The following is a 15,676-nucleotide window of genomic DNA, read 5'->3' as shown; positions in this document are numbered from 1 at the left end:
CATGCGACTGACGGGAAAGACGGCCATCGTCACCGGGGGCGCCTCGGGCTTCGGCGCCGGGATCGTGCGCAAGTTCACCGCCGAAGGCGCGCGGGTGATGATCGCCGACCTCAACATCGAAGGCGCCAAGGACCTGCGCGCGCAGATGGGCGACCACGCTATCGCGCAGAAGGTCGATGTCTCCGACGGCGCCTCGGTGATGAAGATGGAGCAGGCCGCGCTCGACGCCTGGGGCCATGTCGACATCCTCGTCAACAACGCCGGCGTGACCCACCTGCCGACCCCGATGGAGCGCGTGTCGGAAGAGGAATTCGACCGCGTCGTCGCCGTCAACATGAAGTCGGTCTACCTCACCGCGCGTACCTTCGTGCCGCTGATGAAGGACCGCAAGTCCGGCGTGATCCTCAACATCGCCTCGACCGCCGGCCTCTCGCCCCGGCCCCGCCTCAACTGGTACAACGCCTCGAAGGGCTGGATGATCACCGCGACCAAGACCATGGCGGTCGAGCTTGCGCCCGAGGGCATCCGCGTCAACGCGCTCTGCCCCGTCGCGGGGGAAACGCCGCTCCTGAAATCCTTCCTCGGCGAGGACACGCCCGAGATGCGCGCCAAGTTCCTCTCCACCATTCCGCTCGGCCGCTTCTCGACCCCGCAGGACATGGGCAACGCGGCCTGTTTCTTGTGCTCGGACGAGGCCAGCATGGTCACCGGGGTTGCAATGGAAGTCGACGGAGGTCGTTGCATTTGAAATCAATTAACCTCGCCGAGAAGCTGGCGCAATTCGACAGCCACTGGGATCCGCACGTCATCGCGGACTACAACGGCAACGACGTGATGGTTGTGAAGTTCCAGGGTGAGTTTCCCTTCCATCTTCATGAAAACACGGACGATTTCTTCCTCGTTCTCGAGGGAGAGATGGTCATGGACCTCGAAGATGCCGCGCATCCGGTGAAGGCCGGCGAGCTGTTCGTGGTGCCGAAGGGCGTCACTCATCGCCCGAGGGCCGAGGCCGAGTGCAAGGTGCTGCTGATCGAGCCCAAGGGTGAGCCGAACACCGGCGATCCGGCCACCGCCGCGCCGAAACCGCGGATCTGACATGGGCCACGGCCAGACCGCCCTGCCCCGCCCCGGGCCGCGCAACCTGATCACCGATGTCGCGGGGTTCCGCGTCGGGAACGCCACCGATCCCGCGCTCGGGTCCGGAGTCACTGTTTTCTGCGCCGACGCCCCCTTCACCGCCTCGGTCGCCGTCATGGGCGGCGCGCCGGGCACGCGCGAGACCGACCTGCTGCAGCCCGACAAGTCGGTGGCGCAGGTCGACGCGCTTGTGCTGTCGGGCGGCTCGGCCTACGGGCTCGACGCCTGCTCGGGCGTCTCGGACGCGCTACGCGCCGCCGGGCGCGGCTACCGCGTCGGCCCCGCCGTGGTGCCGATCGTGCCGGGCGCCATCCTCTTCGACCTGCTGTCGGGCGGCAACAAGGACTGGGCCGAGAACCCGTACCGCGCGCTTGGGCGGCAGGCCTTCGAGACGGCGACGCCGGAGTTCGACCTCGGCAGCACCGGCGCGGGCACAGGGGCGATGACGGCAATGCTCAAGGGCGGGCTGGGCTCCGCCTCTCTGGTCCTGCCCTCGGGCCACACGGTCGGTGCGCTGGTAGCGGCCAACCCGGTCGGCTGCGCGACGACGCCGGGCGAGCGGCACTTCTGGGCGGCTCCCTTCGAGATCGAGGGCGAGTTCGGCGGGCTTGGCCCCGACCCCCGCGCCGGGTTGGGACGGACGCTGGAAAGCCGCAAGGCGACAGTCGTGCGGGAGTATGCGAACACAACCATCGCCGTCGTTGCCACGGATGCGGCGCTTACCAAGGCGGAATGCCAGCGCGTCGCCTGGGCGGCCCATGACGGCATCGCCCGCGCCGTTGTCCCGGCGCACAGCCCCGCTGACGGAGACCTGGTGTTCGCCGCCGCTACTGGCGCGCGTCCCCGCGGGGACAGTGATGTCGCGCTGATCGGCCATGCGGCGGCGCTGTGCCTGTCGCGCGCAATCGCAAGGGCGGTCTATCACGCCCGCCCGACGCCCGGAGACCCCCTGCCCTGCTGGTGTGAAACCAATCACTAGGTCGGCCTGTCCCCGCGGGGACAACAGCATCAAATCAGGCTCCAACGCGCTAGTTAGAGACCATTTCGCTCACTTCAAGGCGTCGAGAAACGCCCGCGCCGCGACTTCCAGGCGGCGCGGGTCGACCGCTCCGAAATCCCGGTCAAGCTGCACCTCGAACCGGCCCGAGGACGCCGTGCATTTCGCCACGCCTTCCGGCCGGTTGAGCCGGATCGTCGTGCGCGCGCCGGACTTCTGCGCGGGGCGCGCCCCGGCCTTCTTCGCGGCCTTCCCGGCCCCGGACACCGCCTCGCGCAGGATCCCGACCTCGTCGGCGGCATTGCGCTGCGGACGGCTTTCCAGCACCGCCACGATGCGCCCGGCGAGCCGCGCATCGCCCTCCATCGCCTTGACCAGCGCCAGACCCGTCGCGCGCGGGATCGCCTCGGGATGGTTCAGCGCCGCGCCGAGCCGCTCGATCAGCGTCATGAAATGCCGGATATAGCTGCGCTTCTGCCGCCCGGCGGAGGCGAAGAGCACGTCGACCGCGTCACGCGTGCCCTTCGACAGATCGGTGACCGCCCCGTAGGAAATCGCCAGTTGCGCCATCTCGGCAAAAGAGATGTCGCGCCGCACGAGGTTCTCGTCGACCATGCGCCGGTAAAGGTTGTCAAGCTGCACCCCCCGCGCCACCAGCACCGCCGGGATCTTGGCATAGCGCGCATCCTTGGTTTCGGCAAAAAGCTCGCGGAACGCCGTCAGCCGCCGGAAGCCCTGGATCAGCTCGTAGCCGGCTTCCGTCTCTTCGACGTGGATCGGGTTCGACAGCCCCACGACCCGGATGGACTCCTTCAGCTCATGCAACTCGGGATCGGGGGCCGCGCTGCGATCGCGGATCAGCTTTTCGGCCCTGATCGCTGCCACATCCACCAGCCCGACGATCTGCCCGTTCTTTTTCAGCGCCACGTATTCATGCGCCAGCCGGTCGTTCTCGGCCCGGATCGCGGCCTCGGCGCTCTGCCGGTCGGCCAGCGCTTCGGCGTTCTCCGAAATCGCCGCGGCCATCGGACCGCGCCGGCGTTCGGCCTCTGTCCCCGCGGGGACATCGGGTTCGCTGTCTTCGAAATCGATGTCGAAAACGCGCCGCTTGCTCATGCCTCATCCTCCAGCTTGTCCCAGGCCGCCAGCAGGTTCTCGCGGAACTCGCCATAGGCCTGGTCGAACGACGCCCGCGCCCGGCGCCAGGTTTCCCGCGTCATGTCGCGGTAGTCGATCTCGTAGATCGAGGACAAGAAGCGCCCCGACTGCTCGACCGCCCGCGTCATCTCGATCGGGTGCTGCGCCACCCTATCGCCCCAGACCTTGACGAAGGCCTGCTGCATCGCGCGGTGCAGGTCGTTGTTCGGCTCGAACCGCGTGAGCAGAAAGCGCAGGTCGAGAAAGCTCTTGGGCAGGCGCATCGTCCCCGCGGGGACAAGCCCGGAAAACCGGCCGAGATCCTCCAGCGCCTCGGCCAGCTGGCCGATGAACGAGGTGGTGGAATCGTATTCCCAGTAGCCGGGCCCCGAGGGGACATAGAGCACGTCGGCGGCGAACACCGCGTTCATCGACTGGTAGCCGATGGCCGGCGGGCAATCGAAGATCACGAGGTCATAGGCGTCGGGGCCGAGCTGGTCGAGAAACCGCGACACGGCGGCGAAGAACGACCATTCGGGATTGAGGTGGCGATACTGGGCCGAGGCGAATTCGACGAAGGCGGCATTGGCGCAGGACGGCACGATGTCGATGGTGGGCCAGTTCGTCGGCTTGATGAAATCGGCGACCCGCAGATCGGCAAGCCCCATGTCGGTGATCGAGGCGGGCAGGCGGCGCTGGGGCAGGGCGGCGCCGCTTTCGGCACCGCGCGAGGCCGCGTTCATGCGCTGGGTCTCGGCGGCGAGGTCGCGCGCCATGATGCCCCAGACGGTGTATTCCTCGGCCACGTCCGACAGGCCCATCGAATGGCTCAGCGTCGCCTGCGGGTCGAAATCGACGCAGAGCACCCGATAGCCGTCGAGCGCGGCGGCATGGGCGAAATGCAGGGCGACGGTGGACTTGCCGGCGCCGCCCTTGAAGTTGGCGATGGCAGCGCGGACCGCGCGCTTGCCCGCGGGCCGGGGCGGCATCAGCGAACGCCGGTTGACCTTGATGCGGCGGCGCATCTCGTTGATCTCGTCGAGCGTGTACCAGTGCTGGCGTCCGTCGGTCTCGACCGTGCCCTGGGGCAGGGTGGGGTCGGCGGCGAGGCGGCCGCGAAAGGTCGACTGGTTGACCCGGAAGATCAGCTCGGCCACCTCCCAGCTCGAGAACCGGCGCAGGGTCTTCTCGCTTTCGGGCGAATAGGTCTGCTGGCGGATGAACCCCTGCATTTTCAGGGACTGCGCCTGAAGCCGGGAAAGGTCGTCGTGTGTGAACATGGCTGCCTGTCGTTACCTGTCCCCGCGGGGACGCTAATCTTGGTTTTTCTCCGATTTACGCTGAAACGCACGAAAAAGCAAAATGGAATGTTCGCCGATCCTTAGATTTTGCGGCGCGCAACCGACCTCAAACGCCTGATTCCAATGCCTTGGCGGACGAGCCGCGACATTCAATTTGATTCGGGACGCGGCCTGCGAAATATTGGGGACACGAAACTCCGCGCCACATCCCATTGGGGGACATTTCGAAAGGAATACGGGACATTCAGGCTGTCCCCCAATACCTGAATACCGGATTTTTCTTTTGATTTGTCGCGGTTCCAGGCCCGATGACAGCCTGCGACTTGACAGAATCGTAAAACCGGACGCTAATTGCCTCACGACAACGAAAAGCGGCTGGAACCCGGCAAAGGGGCAGACCGCAGGCGACCGGTCAACGGATCGTCACAGAGGCAGTGAGACCCCGCAGGGGCATTCTCCACAAGGCATCGAGGGCAGGGCATGCTTTCCACGAAACCCGTTGGCCGTGGTGCGGCCGCGCGCAAGTACGATCTTCTGACGGCCATGGGGGCGTTTGCCCTGTCGCAGGACAAGCACGCGCAGCGCCGGGTGCTGCGGCTGATGACGCTGATCACCGCGCGCTACAACTGGGGGCGCGACGAACTTGCCGTGGGCCAGCGCGAGATCGCGCGGCTCTGGTCGGTGGACGAACGCACCGTCAAACGCGAAATGGCGCAGCTTCGCGCCTGCGGCTGGCTGGTGGTCCGGCGGCAGGGCGCGCGGGGGCGGGTGACGGAGTATTCCATCGACGTGGCGCGTATCCTGACCGACACGCAGGACCAATGGGCCAATGTCGGCAGCGATTTCGAGATTCGGATGGGGCAGGGGGACGCGGCGGAGGGCGCTCAGGTGGTGCCGATGCCGGTGCGCGGGACGGTCGCCGCGCCCGATCTCTCCGAGGGCACCGAATGGGCTCTGGCGCAGGCGCTGCTGCATGCCGAGGATGCGGGCACCTACGGCGCCTGGGTCGCGGCACTGGCACGGGTCGAGCGGGCCGGGGGGCGGCTCACCTTGCGCGCGCCGAGCCGCTTCCATGCGGCCTACGTGCAGACGCACCTCGGCGCGCGGCTGCTGGCGGCGTGCCGGGACGTCGATGCGGATGTCTCCGAAGTGCGGGTCACCGCCTGAACGCAACACTGCCGCCCCCGGACAGGGACGGCAGCGCGTTGCGGAATGGTTCGGCAGTCAGCTTTGCGGGCCGACCGAGGCGAGGTAGGCGGCCACGTCCTCGCCGCCGCTCTTGAGGCGGAAGACCATCTTGCTCTTCGCCTTGGGGTTGTCGAGCGCGGTTTTCAGATACTCGCGCGGGTCGGCCATGTATTCGGCGAGGCTCGCCTCGTCCCAGACGGCGCCGGTTTCACCCAGGGCCGCGAGATCCGCGCCATAGCTGAAATCCTCGACGCTGGCCACGGCCCGGCCGACGACGCCGTAGAGGTTCGGGCCGACCTTGCCGCCCTTGACGATGTCGGTGCCGTCATCCGCGGTGATCGCATGGCAGGCCTTGCACTTGTTGAAGTCCTTCTCGCCCGCCGCGGCGTCGCCCTCGGCGAAAGCTGGGGCCGCGGTCAGCAGCAGCGCGGGAAGCAGGGTCAGTAGTCGGGTCATATGGGATCTCCTCCGGTTTTGTCACAGAACGCCCGAGCGCGGGAAAACTGTCAATCATACTTCCGTGTCATGCGATAACAGGTCGCGCCGAACGGTCCCGGCCGTCCCGGCAACGATTTTTTCGCGCAACCGCGTTAGGTTGAGCCCAATGACCCGTCATGCGATCTCTCCTACGTCCCGCACCCCTCCGGCACGACCGCCCGGAACCGGCGCACGATGACGCTGGGCTGGATCGCCATCCTGCGGCTGGGCCTCGTGCAGATGTGCATCGGGTCGATCGTGGTGCTGACCACCTCGACGCTGAACCGGCTGATGGTGGTCGAACTGGCGCTGCCCGCGGTGCTGCCGGGGCTGCTGGTGGGGCTCCATTACGCGATCCAGATCACCCGGCCGAACTGGGGGTTTCTGTCGGACACGACCGGCAACCGCAGCTTCTGGATCGTGGCGGGCCTTGGCGTGCTGGGGCTTGGCGCGTTCCTCGCTGCCTGCGCCGTTCTGGTGATGGCGCAGGCATTCTGGCCGGGCATGGCCCTGTCGATGCTGGCCTACGCGATGATCGGGGTCGGGGCCGGGGCTTCGGGCACCTCGCTGCTGGCGCTGCTGGCAAGCGCGGTGGCGCCGGAGCGGCGCGCGGCGGCGGCGACGATCACGTGGCTCACGATGATCGGGGGCATTGCGCTGACCGCGACGCTGGCGGGGCTGGCGCTCGATCCCTATTCGCCGACGCGGCTGCTGCAGGTGGTGGGCCTTGTCGCAAGCGGCGCCGTGGCGCTGGCCTGCCTGGCGCTGCGCAGCATCGAACGTCCCGGCATGACGCCGTCACCGGTCGAGCGCACCTCGTTCCGCGAAGGTCTGGCCGAGGTCTGGCAGGAGCCGAAGGCGCGGCGCTTTACGGTCTTCGTGTTCCTGTCGATGGGTGCCTATTTCGTGCAGGAATTGATCCTGGAACCCTACGCCGGCCTCGTCTTCGCCTATACGCCGGGCCAGTCGACGACGCTCGCCGGGGCGCAGAACGCCGGTGTGTTCTGCGGCATGGCGCTGGTCGGGATGCTGTTTTCGGGCTTCCGCGTCGGGGGCCTGCGGCTCTGGGTGGTGCTGGGCTGCACCGGTTCGGCGCTGATGCTCATACTCATCGCGGCGCTCGGGTCGCTGGGTCCGGGCGCGCCGCTGCCGGCGGCGGTCTTCGGCCTCGGGCTCTGCAACGGCGTCTTCGCAGTGGCGGCGATCGGCTGCATGATGGCGCTGGCCGGGCAAGGGCGGGCCGGGCGCGAGGGCACGCGCATGGGCCTCTGGGGGGCGGCGCAGGCGATCTCGGCCGGGTTCGGCGGGCTGATCGGGGCGGCGCTGGTCGACGTGATGCGCGCGGCCTTCGCCTCGGATGCGGCGGCCTTCGGCCTTGTCTTCTGCCTCGAGGCGGCGCTGTTTCTGGCCGCGGCGGCGATGGCGATGCGCATTCTCGACGCGCCCCTCCCGGTGCCCAAGCGCCTGACCCCGCGCGCCTGAGTGCGCGAGAGCCTTGCGCCGGGAGGCGCGCCCGTGGCAACGAACACGGATGGAGATCCTGATTCCGGCCTGGGTCGACGGCGCGCTGACGCCGGTCGAAAAGCTTGACGCCCACCTGCGCGGGCTGCGGCACAAGGCCGTGTCGGTCTTTGTGCTGCGCGGCGACGCGGTGCTGATGCAGCGCCGGGCGATGGGCAAGTACCACACGCCGGGGCTGTGGACGAACACCTGCTGCACGCATCCAGGCTGGGACGAGACCGCGGCGGATTGCGCCACGCGACGCCTGCGCGAAGAGCTGGGCGTGACCGGGCTGGAGCTGCGCCACGCGCACCAGCTCGAGTACCGCGCCGAGGTGGGCGGCGGGATGGTCGAGCACGAGCTGGTCGATGTCTTTTTGGCCGAGGCCGGAGACACCCTCGCCGTGACGCCGAACCCGGACGAGGTGATGGACACGGCGTGGATGGCGATGGACGATCTGCGCGCGGCGGTGGCGGCCCGGCCCGAAGAGTTCACGCCCTGGCTGCGGATCTACCTTGACGACCATGCCGAGCGGATCTTCGGGCGCGCCTAGACCGCGTCGGGCTGGTTGGCAGGCGCCGCGGCGGCGATTTCCGGCACCGCGAGACAGGCCTCGTGGATGCGCGCGATGGTGGGGGTGGCGTCGAGGCCGAGATCGAACCGCGCGTTGTTGAGCACCTGCGCGAACAGGCAGAGATCGGCGAGGCCGGGCGTATCGCCGTGGCAGAAGCGCCCGGTTTCCGGCTCGGACGACAGCCGCTGTTCCAGCGCGGCCATGCCGGGCGCGGCCCAGGTGCGGAACCACGCCGCCTTGCCGTTGGCATCGACGCCATATTCGGATTCGAGATGCTGCAAAATCCGCAGGTTGTTCACCGGGTGGATGTCGAGCGCCACGATATGCGCGAGACTGCGCACCCGCGCGCGGCCCCAGGGATCGGCGGGTAGGAGCGGCGGGTCCGGAAAAGTCTCGTCGAGCCATTCGATGATCGCCAGCGACTGGGGCAGGGGGCCGTGTTCGGTCACCAGCGTCGGCACCAACCCCTGCGGGTTCAGCGCGAGGTGATCGGGTGCGGCGTGCTCGCCCTTCAGCAATGAGCGCGGGACGTAGTCGAAGGCAAGCCCCTTGAGGTTCAGGGCCGCGCGCACCCGCGTCGAGGTCGACGAGCGGAAATAGTTGTGCAGGGTCAGAGGGTTCACGCGTTGCCCCGGTGTTCGCGGAACAGCCCGAGCTTTTCCTGGATCGGCCGGTCGGAGTAGGAGAAGAGCACCGCGTCCTCGTCGACCTCGTGGGTGATCGCGTGCCAGCTTGGCACCACGAAGACGTCGCGCGGGCCCCAGTCGATCACCGTGTCGCGTACGCGGGTGCGGCCGCGGCCCTCGACCCCGACATAGACCGTGGCGTCGGTAGACTTGTAGGGCGACCCGGAGAAGCCTTTTGGCATCAGTTGCAGGCAGGTGCCGATTGTGGGCATGGCCCAGCCGCCGTCCACGGGGTTCGCGTAGCGCATCTTGAGCCCGTGGCACCGGTCCCATTCCTCGGACCTGCGCATCTGTTCCAGCGCCGCGCGGGAGCGGTCGTAGGGGTAGTTGAAGATCGGCGAGGAGGGCACGGCGCGTTCGTAGCCCAGGGGCAGCATGTTGGCGCCATAGCGCGCCGGGCTGTCGTTCGTGGGGCGGGTGATCGGCTGGCTGTCCTCGCCGTAGCCTTCGGCGAAGCTCGCGTCGAGAAACTGCACCACGGGAATGTCGAGCCCGTCGAGCCAGAAGATCGGCTCGGCACTGTCGTTGCCGTGGTCGTGCCATTCCCAGTTCGGGGTGATGACGAAATCGCCAAAGCGCATTTCGGTCTTTTCGCCCCCCACCGCGGTGAAGCCGCCGTGGCTTTCCAACACGAAACGCAGGGCGCTTTGCGTGTGCCGGTGGGCGGGGGCCACCTCGCCCGGCATCACGCATTGCACCCCGCAATAGAGACTGGTCGTGACCTTCGAGGTGCCTTTCAGGCCGGGGTTTTCGAGGATCAGCACGCGGCGTTCGGCCTCCTTTGCGGTGATCAGCCCGGCGGCCTCGATCAGCCGCGCGCGGACGGAATCGTAGGACCACTTAAAGGGGATGCAGTCGGATTTCGGCTCGGGCGTGATGATACCTTTCATCACCGACCAGAGCGCGCGCATGCTCTCGGGTTCGATGGCCTCGTAGAAGGCGCGGCGTTCGGGGGTTTCGGTGGGGGCGGATTGCGATGTCATCTGACGTCTCCCTTGGTCGCGTCGAGCGCTCTTAGCGCCTGGCGGTCGATCTTGTCGGTGCCGGTCTTGGGCAGCGGGTCGAGAAAGGCGATCTCGCGCGGGTACTTGTGCGGCAAGAGCACCGTCTTGGCGTGGCGCACCAGTTCGGCCCGCAGGGCGTCGGTGCCGCCCGCCGGGTCGCGCGGGGTGACCCAGGCCTTGATCGTGGCGCGGCCATCGCGCAGCGTCATCGCCAGCACGCAGGCCTCGCGGACCTGCGGGTGGTCGTTGAGCGCCCATTCGATCTCCATCGGGTAGACCCACTGGCCGGAGACCTTCACGAGGTCGTCGGCTCGGCCACGGAAAAAATGGAACCCGTCCGCGTCACGGACGAAGCGATCGCCGGTGTCGAGCCAGCCGTCGCGCATGGTCTCGGCGGTCTTGTCGGGGCGGTTCCAGTAGTATTCCGCGCCCGACAGTCCCATGACCTGCATGACGCCTTCCTCGCCGTCGCCCGCCTCGGTCCCGTCGGGCGTGATCAGCCGCAGGGCATAGCCCGGCACCACGCGCCCGGCCGAGCCGGGGCGCTGCGCGGCCGCGTCGTTCGACAGGTAGATGTGCAGCATCTCGGTCGAGCCGAGCCCCTCGACGATGGGCAGGCCGAAGCGCGCGCGCCAGGTCTCGGCAAGCTCGTTCGACAGCACTTCGGCGGCGGAAATGCAAAGCCGCAGAGACGACAGGTCCGCGGTCTCGATGCCGGGGTCGTTGACCAGCGCGGTGTAGAGCGTGGGCAGGCCGAAGAGGATCGTGGGGCGGTGCCGGGCGATCTGCTGAAAACAGCGCGGGGGCGTGGGCCGGTCCGACAGCAGCACCGAGGCCGCGCCGACCGAAAAGGGGAAGGTGATCGCGTTGCCGAAGCCATAGGCGAAGAAGATCTTGGGGATCGAAAAGCAGATGTCGTCGGGGCCGATCTTCAGGATCTCGCGGGCGTAGGTCACGGCGGTGTAGGCCGCGTCCTCGTGCTTGTGCACGACGCCCTTGGGCTTGCCGGTGGAGCCCGAGGAATACATCCAGAACGCCATGTCGCGGCGCGTCGTAGGGTGCTCGGGCAGGGCGGGAGAGGCCTCGGCCCAGGGCCGGGTTTCGGCGATCAGCGCGGTGCGGCAGGGCGTGCCGTCGCGGGCGGCGGCATCGACAAGCGGCGAGAAAGCTTGCGAGACGATGACGGCGGAGGCGGCGCTGTCACGCAGGAAATAGGCGATCTGTTCGGGCGTCGATAGCGTGTTGAGCAGCACCGGAACCAGCCCGGCCCGCATCGCTCCCATGAGGGCCGCGGGATAGGCGGGGTGATCCTCGAGCAGCATCAGGATGCGATCGCCGGGGGTGCTGCCCGCGTCCAGCAGCGCGTTGCCGATGCGTGCGGCCTCTTCGGCGAGGGCGGCATAGGTCCAGGCACCGTCGTCATGATAAACCGCGATCCGCTCGGCACGGTCGGGCAGGTTGTCCCAGAGCAGGCGGGCGCAGTTGTAGCGCTTGGGCAGGTCGAAGCCGATGTCGCGGGCGAGGGCGGCAGGCGACGTCATGCCGCCTCGAGGTCGATGCCCTGCCGGCGCAAGTCGGCGGCAAAGCGCGGGGCGAGGCGCTGGAGCCGGTCGGCATCGAGCCGCCCGGCGCGGCGGATGTAGCTGAGCGCGAAGGGCCAGGGCGCAAGGTCCATATGCGCGGCGAATTCTTCGTACCAGTCGGCCGAGGCGCGCGCGGCGCGGGTAATCTTTTCCAGCACCGGCTGCCGCTCGGCCTGGTAGGCGGGCAGGGCGGTCGGAACGTCCCAGTCGGCGGCTTTCAGGGCCGCGACGAGCGCGATCACATCCTCGAGCGCCAACCGGGTGCCCGAGCCGATGGAGAAATGCGCCGTGTGCAGCGCGTCGCCCACCAGCACACGGTTTTGGTGATGCCATCTTTCGCAGGTCAGGACCGGGAACTGCCGCCAGGTCGAGTTGTTCGGGATAAGCGGCGCGCCGTCGAGCTGGTCGGCGAAGAAGCTTTCGCAGGCGGCGCGGTAATCGGGCTCGGCCATGCCGTCAAAGCCGGTGCGGGCGAAGGTGTCGGGACCCATCTCGACGATAAAGGTCGCGCGGCCCGGGGCGTAGGAATAGTGGTGCGCGTTCATGCGCCCGTGCGGCGTCTCGACGAAGCTTTGGGTCAGCGCCGGGAAGTCGCGTGGGGTGCCGTACCAGACAAAGCGGTTTTCCAGCCGCTCGATGCGCGCGCCGAAGGCCTCGGGTGTCGCGCCCCGAACGACGGAGTTGAGCCCGTCCGCGCCGATCACAAGGTCGGCGGGGGGCAGCGTGTCCGGGTCGTCGATGCGGTGGCCGTAGTCCGGCACGACCCCGAGACCGGCAGCGCGATCCTGCAGGAGCCGCAAAAGCTCCAGCCGGCCGATCCCGGCAAAGCCAATGCCGTCGATGGCGATACGCGTGCCGCTATGGTTGACGACGATATCGGACCAGCGCTGCATGTGCGGTTCGATCAGGTCGGCGGTTTCGGGATCATCTGCGCGCAGGAAGTCGAGCGCCTGGTCCGAGAATACCACGCCGAAGCCGAAGGTGGCGTCTTTCGGGTTCTGCTCGATCACGCGGACGTCGAGATCGGGCCGCGCGCGCCTGAGCAGGATCGCGGCATAGAGCCCGGCGGGGCCGGCACCCATCACGAGAATCCGCATTGACCTCCTCCTGTCTTTTCCGACGTAAGCATTTACGTTATGCGTAAGTCAAGCAGGCGAAAGGGTATCGCATGAGCGTGGAAATGCCGGTCCGGGGGCGCGGTGTACAGTCGGTGGACGTGTCGGTGACGGTGCTGGTGGCGCTGGCGCGGAATCGCGGACCGATGGGTCTGACCGAACTGGCGCAGGCGATCGGCATGGCGCCGGCCAAGGCGCACCGCTACCTCGCGAGCTTCGTCGCGGCAGGCATGGTCACGCAGCGCGGCAGCAGCGGGGCCTACGATCTCGGGCCGCTGGCCGCCGAGATCGGCATTGCTGCCATCGCGCGGGTCGATCCGGTCAACAGCGCTGCCGACCGGCTTGCCGGGCTGGTCGAGGAGACGGGGCTGAGCGCCACGCTTTCGGTCTGGGGTTCGCACGGGCCGACGGTCATCCGCTGGGAGAAGGCGGCGCGCCCGCTGGTCACGACGCTGGGGTTGGGAACGGTGCTGCCGCTGACGCGCTCGGCCACGGGTCGAGTGTTCCTTGCGCATCTTCCTGACCGGCTGGTGGCCCCGGTGCTGGCGGCGGAGAACCCGGATGCGCGGCCGGACGAATTCGCCGCGGAGCGCCGCGAGATCCGCCGTACCGGGCTGGCGCGGGCGGATGCGGAGTTCATACCGGGCCTCTACGCGCTCGCCGCGCCGATTTTTGACGCCCAGGCCAGCCCGGTGGCCGTGGCCACCCTGGTCGCGACTGACCGGTCGGTCCTGGCATCCGAATCACCGCATGCGGCGGCGCTGCGCACCTTCGCCTCGCACGGGTAGTCCTCGCGCAAATGGCGGGTTTCTGCAGACGATCAACACGCCGTACGGGTGACCCTCTACCATGCCGGGATATATCCCGACTTTTATGGCAAATCGCTTGACCGCATACGGGCGACAGGGCGAAATGGCATCAATCCGTTGATTTGACGGATGATTGGACACGGTGTGCTGACACCGCCCCGGATTTCAGAAAGCAAGATTTCGGTATCAAAATTCAACTATGAAGGGTGGACAAGTTCTTAACGAAAGACCAGACTAGTTTCAGTTGATAAAAAAGTGAGTTTTACCATGAATAGCTATATCAAGACACTTGCCGCTGGCGCGCTGTTCGCGCTGTGCGGGCAGGGCGCGTCCGCCGCCATCGTCGACCAGGAATTGCTTGATGTCTTCGACGATGCGAACGAGCGTACGCTGTCCTACAACTTCACCGGCCTCGCCCCGGCACAGGGCAATGTCGCGCTTCTGACGATCCGCAGCGGTGGATCGGCGACCGGTCTCGACGGTCTCGACATCGCCGATGCCGGAGATTACTTCGATCTGATTCTCGACGGAACGCCGGCCGGCGGATATTCCTGCGACGGCAACTCGGGGACGACCCAAATTCCGAACACGACCGGTTCGAACGCCGATTGCGTCTTCACGCTTCTGCTCGATACGCTGGCGCTTGGCATCGATTTCAACGCCGCCGTGGCCGACGGCGAGTTCCTGGTCGAGATCGAGCTGAGCAGCTCGGTCGACTTCCCCGAAGACAAGGACGAGGTCTTTGTGCGCCTGTTCTATTCGGACGGCCCGGTGGGCGTGATCCCGCTGCCGGCGGCCGGATGGCTGCTGATCGGCGCGCTTGGCGGGCTGGTTGCCGCAGGACGTCGCAAGCAGCGGTCCTGACGACCCCGCCGGGGAACGGCCTGTGCCGAGGCTTTTGGCGCCCGATCGGCTGGAGAGGCGGAACAGGGTCGGTTCTTCGGCAGGTCGTGACCTGAGGGGGTGTTTCCAGGCTACACTCTATAGCCCTGCCGCCTTCGTCAGGTTCACCCGGAACCGGTCGCGACGGCGCTGGTAGCGGCGGGTCATCTCGGCCGAGGCGTGGCCGAGGTGTTTCTGGACGTAGCGCTCGTCCACCTCGGCCGAACTGGCGAGACCGGCGCGCAAGCTGTGGCCGGAGAAGAGGGCGAGGCGGTCCTTTTCGGGCAGCTCGGCCCGGATGCCGCTTTTCAGCACCGTGGCCTTGATCAGGCGCGCGACATGCTTGTCGGACAGACGGCTGTCGAGGGCGCGGGTGCCGTCCCGCGAGGTGCGCACGAAGACCGGCCCGAAATCGATGCGGGCGTAGTGCAGCCATTGCTCGAGCGCATGGACGGGGCAGGTCTGTTCAGAAGAGCCGCGACCGATCTCGACCTCGCGCCAGCCGGTCTTGGCGTCGAGGGTCAGGACAGCGCCGTCCGCAAGGATCTCGACCCAGCCGCCCGGGTCGGGCGTGTCGTCCTTGCCAACGTCCAGCTTCACGATTTCGGAGCGCCTCAGCCCGCCGGCGAAGCCCAACAGAAGCATCGCCCGGTCGCGCAGCCCCCGCAGGTCGTGGGGCAGGGTGGCGACCATGGCGAGGATGTCCTCGGGGAGAATGGCCTCTTTCTGCACCGGCGGACGGGCGTGCCGGCGCCTGATCCCGGCGAGCACCGTGGCGATGTGTCGATCCGTGCGATCGAGTGCGCAACCGCGCTGCGTGTAGTTCCAGGCAAGTCCGGAGAGACGGCGCGCGATGGTCGACACCGAAAGGGCCGGGGCCTGACCGCGAGGTGCGGCCAGGTCGGCGAGGTAAAGTCCGACGAGCTCCGGCGACGGGGGCAACGGATCGGCGCCTTTCAGCCGGCACCAGCGGGCGAAGTGCTTCCAGTCGGCGGCATAGGCCTTGCGCGTGTTCCCGGCGGTCGCGGCTTCGGCGTAGCCGCGGGCCGTATCGACCAGGCGGTCGAGCGTGCCGGATCCGGCGACATGGTCGGGCAGGGCGATCGCGTCGCTGTCTGTGCTGGCTCTCTCGGCGCGCTCATCGTCCCGCGTCGCATCAAGAGAGGCTGCGCGTGAAATCCCCGCTTCCGGGGGTGGATTTTTGGGTTTTTCGACCATGCTTCGCAGCCTATCCCGACAATGTCTGATAAGGCAAACTTATTGGACATAATGCTGCACCGGAGAGT

Annotated in this window: 16 protein-coding genes; 8 read left to right on the top strand and 8 right to left on the bottom strand. The window is 67.6% G+C overall.

Features of this window, described 5'->3' with window-relative positions; translation table 11 throughout:
• The first annotated feature begins 1 nt into the window (after position 1).
• The 3 genes from R5H30_RS14785 to R5H30_RS14775 are packed head-to-tail and all read left to right on the top strand — an operon-like array spanning position 2 to position 2,116.
• Entirely contained in the window at positions 2-748 is a 747-nt protein-coding gene (locus R5H30_RS14785; RefSeq protein ID WP_318329257.1) for an SDR family oxidoreductase, read from the top strand.
• The gene (locus R5H30_RS14780; RefSeq protein ID WP_318329256.1) at positions 745-1,095 is read left to right on the top strand and encodes a cupin domain-containing protein; all 351 of its coding nucleotides are present in this window, start codon (positions 745-747) and stop codon (positions 1,093-1,095) included. The genes R5H30_RS14785 and R5H30_RS14780 overlap by 4 nt, the downstream gene beginning before the upstream one ends.
• Position 1,096: 1 nt before the next feature.
• Positions 1,097-2,116 (top strand): P1 family peptidase, encoded by a 1,020-nt coding sequence (locus R5H30_RS14775; protein ID WP_318329255.1) that lies wholly within the window; start codon positions 1,097-1,099, stop codon positions 2,114-2,116.
• Between the two features lie 69 nt (positions 2,117-2,185).
• Here R5H30_RS14775 and R5H30_RS14770 read toward each other — a convergent pair whose 3' ends face one another.
• Together R5H30_RS14770 and R5H30_RS14765 are read right to left on the bottom strand one after the other, a co-directional pair.
• Positions 2,186-3,250 carry a ParB/RepB/Spo0J family partition protein gene (locus tag R5H30_RS14770; protein WP_318329254.1) on the bottom strand — a complete coding sequence of 355 codons (1,065 nt, stop codon included), beginning with the start codon at positions 3,248-3,250 and terminating at the stop codon, positions 2,186-2,188.
• On the bottom strand, positions 3,247-4,551 hold the full coding sequence (locus tag R5H30_RS14765; RefSeq protein ID WP_318329253.1) for an AAA family ATPase: 1,305 nt from the start codon (positions 4,549-4,551) through the stop codon (positions 3,247-3,249). The genes R5H30_RS14770 and R5H30_RS14765 overlap by 4 nt, the downstream gene beginning before the upstream one ends.
• A gap of 501 nt (positions 4,552-5,052) precedes the next feature.
• On the opposite strand from R5H30_RS14765, the gene R5H30_RS14760 reads away from it, so the two are divergent.
• Complete coding sequence (locus tag R5H30_RS14760) at positions 5,053-5,739, top strand: hypothetical protein (protein WP_318329252.1); 687 nt, start codon at positions 5,053-5,055, stop codon at positions 5,737-5,739.
• Between the two features lie 57 nt (positions 5,740-5,796).
• Here R5H30_RS14760 and R5H30_RS14755 read toward each other — a convergent pair whose 3' ends face one another.
• The gene (locus tag R5H30_RS14755; RefSeq protein ID WP_318329251.1) at positions 5,797-6,216 is read right to left on the bottom strand and encodes a c-type cytochrome; all 420 of its coding nucleotides are present in this window, start codon (positions 6,214-6,216) and stop codon (positions 5,797-5,799) included.
• Positions 6,217-6,432: 216 nt separating this feature from the next.
• Between R5H30_RS14755 and R5H30_RS14750 the strand changes: the two genes are divergently transcribed.
• Both R5H30_RS14750 and idi read left to right on the top strand, forming a co-directional pair.
• On the top strand, positions 6,433-7,719 hold the full coding sequence (locus R5H30_RS14750; RefSeq protein WP_318329250.1) for a BCD family MFS transporter: 1,287 nt from the start codon (positions 6,433-6,435) through the stop codon (positions 7,717-7,719).
• A 49-nt stretch (positions 7,720-7,768) separates the two neighbouring features.
• Positions 7,769-8,290, top strand: a complete 522-nt coding sequence (idi, locus tag R5H30_RS14745) for an isopentenyl-diphosphate Delta-isomerase (RefSeq protein WP_318329249.1) — start codon at positions 7,769-7,771, stop codon at positions 8,288-8,290.
• On the opposite strand, the gene maiA is transcribed toward idi, so the two are convergent.
• The 4 genes from maiA to R5H30_RS14725 are packed head-to-tail and all read right to left on the bottom strand — an operon-like array spanning position 8,287 to position 12,681.
• On the bottom strand, positions 8,287-8,934 hold the full coding sequence (maiA, locus tag R5H30_RS14740; protein WP_318329248.1) for a maleylacetoacetate isomerase: 648 nt from the start codon (positions 8,932-8,934) through the stop codon (positions 8,287-8,289). The genes idi and maiA overlap by 4 nt on opposite strands.
• Positions 8,931-9,980: a gentisate 1,2-dioxygenase gene (gene gtdA / locus R5H30_RS14735; RefSeq protein WP_318329247.1), complete on the bottom strand. Its 1,050-nt coding sequence runs from the start codon at positions 9,978-9,980 to the stop codon at positions 8,931-8,933. Before gtdA ends, maiA begins: the two co-directional genes overlap by 4 nt.
• Entirely contained in the window at positions 9,977-11,542 is a 1,566-nt protein-coding gene (locus R5H30_RS14730; RefSeq protein WP_318329244.1) for a benzoate-CoA ligase family protein, read from the bottom strand. Before R5H30_RS14730 ends, gtdA begins: the two co-directional genes overlap by 4 nt.
• A complete protein-coding gene (locus tag R5H30_RS14725) occupies positions 11,539-12,681 on the bottom strand; it encodes an FAD-dependent monooxygenase (RefSeq protein ID WP_318329243.1) in 1,143 nt (380 codons plus the stop codon). Before R5H30_RS14725 ends, R5H30_RS14730 begins: the two co-directional genes overlap by 4 nt.
• 71 nt (positions 12,682-12,752) lie before the next feature.
• Here R5H30_RS14725 and R5H30_RS14720 point away from each other — a divergent pair, with 71 nt between their 5' ends.
• Both R5H30_RS14720 and R5H30_RS14715 read left to right on the top strand, forming a co-directional pair.
• Positions 12,753-13,487, top strand: coding sequence for an IclR family transcriptional regulator (locus R5H30_RS14720; protein ID WP_318329241.1), 735 nt, complete (start codon positions 12,753-12,755; stop codon positions 13,485-13,487).
• 288 nt (positions 13,488-13,775) lie between these two features.
• On the top strand, positions 13,776-14,372 hold the full coding sequence (locus R5H30_RS14715; protein ID WP_318329240.1) for a VPLPA-CTERM sorting domain-containing protein: 597 nt from the start codon (positions 13,776-13,778) through the stop codon (positions 14,370-14,372).
• Between the two features lie 117 nt (positions 14,373-14,489).
• On the opposite strand, the gene R5H30_RS14710 is transcribed toward R5H30_RS14715, so the two are convergent.
• Complete coding sequence (locus tag R5H30_RS14710; RefSeq protein ID WP_318329239.1) at positions 14,490-15,608, bottom strand: tyrosine-type recombinase/integrase; 1,119 nt, start codon at positions 15,606-15,608, stop codon at positions 14,490-14,492.
• Positions 15,609-15,676 lie beyond the last annotated feature (68 nt).

Source organism: Roseobacter sp. FCG-D35 (assembly GCF_033436665.1).
Classification (GTDB): Bacteria; Pseudomonadota; Alphaproteobacteria; order Rhodobacterales; family Rhodobacteraceae; genus JAWQFO01.
The sequence above is the reverse complement of the archived record's forward strand: the minus strand, read 5'-3'. Positions and strand labels throughout refer to the sequence as shown.

Coding starts and splice junctions, on each gene's coding strand:
- gtdA (WP_318329247.1), bottom strand. CDS start 9,980: ATGACATCGCAATCCGCCCCCACCGAAACCCCCGAACGCCGCGCCTTC.
- R5H30_RS14760 (WP_318329252.1), top strand. CDS start 5,053: ATGCTTTCCACGAAACCCGTTGGCCGTGGTGCGGCCGCGCGCAAGTAC.
- R5H30_RS14775 (WP_318329255.1), top strand. CDS start 1,097: ATGGGCCACGGCCAGACCGCCCTGCCCCGCCCCGGGCCGCGCAACCTG.
- R5H30_RS14720 (WP_318329241.1), top strand. CDS start 12,753: ATGAGCGTGGAAATGCCGGTCCGGGGGCGCGGTGTACAGTCGGTGGAC.
- R5H30_RS14785 (WP_318329257.1), top strand. CDS start 2: ATGCGACTGACGGGAAAGACGGCCATCGTCACCGGGGGCGCCTCGGGC.
- idi (WP_318329249.1), top strand. CDS start 7,769: ATGGAGATCCTGATTCCGGCCTGGGTCGACGGCGCGCTGACGCCGGTC.
- R5H30_RS14725 (WP_318329243.1), bottom strand. CDS start 12,681: ATGCGGATTCTCGTGATGGGTGCCGGCCCCGCCGGGCTCTATGCCGCG.
- R5H30_RS14750 (WP_318329250.1), top strand. CDS start 6,433: ATGACGCTGGGCTGGATCGCCATCCTGCGGCTGGGCCTCGTGCAGATG.
- R5H30_RS14770 (WP_318329254.1), bottom strand. CDS start 3,250: ATGAGCAAGCGGCGCGTTTTCGACATCGATTTCGAAGACAGCGAACCC.
- R5H30_RS14755 (WP_318329251.1), bottom strand. CDS start 6,216: ATGACCCGACTACTGACCCTGCTTCCCGCGCTGCTGCTGACCGCGGCC.
- R5H30_RS14730 (WP_318329244.1), bottom strand. CDS start 11,542: ATGACGTCGCCTGCCGCCCTCGCCCGCGACATCGGCTTCGACCTGCCC.
- R5H30_RS14710 (WP_318329239.1), bottom strand. CDS start 15,608: ATGGTCGAAAAACCCAAAAATCCACCCCCGGAAGCGGGGATTTCACGC.
- R5H30_RS14715 (WP_318329240.1), top strand. CDS start 13,776: ATGAATAGCTATATCAAGACACTTGCCGCTGGCGCGCTGTTCGCGCTG.
- R5H30_RS14765 (WP_318329253.1), bottom strand. CDS start 4,551: ATGTTCACACACGACGACCTTTCCCGGCTTCAGGCGCAGTCCCTGAAA.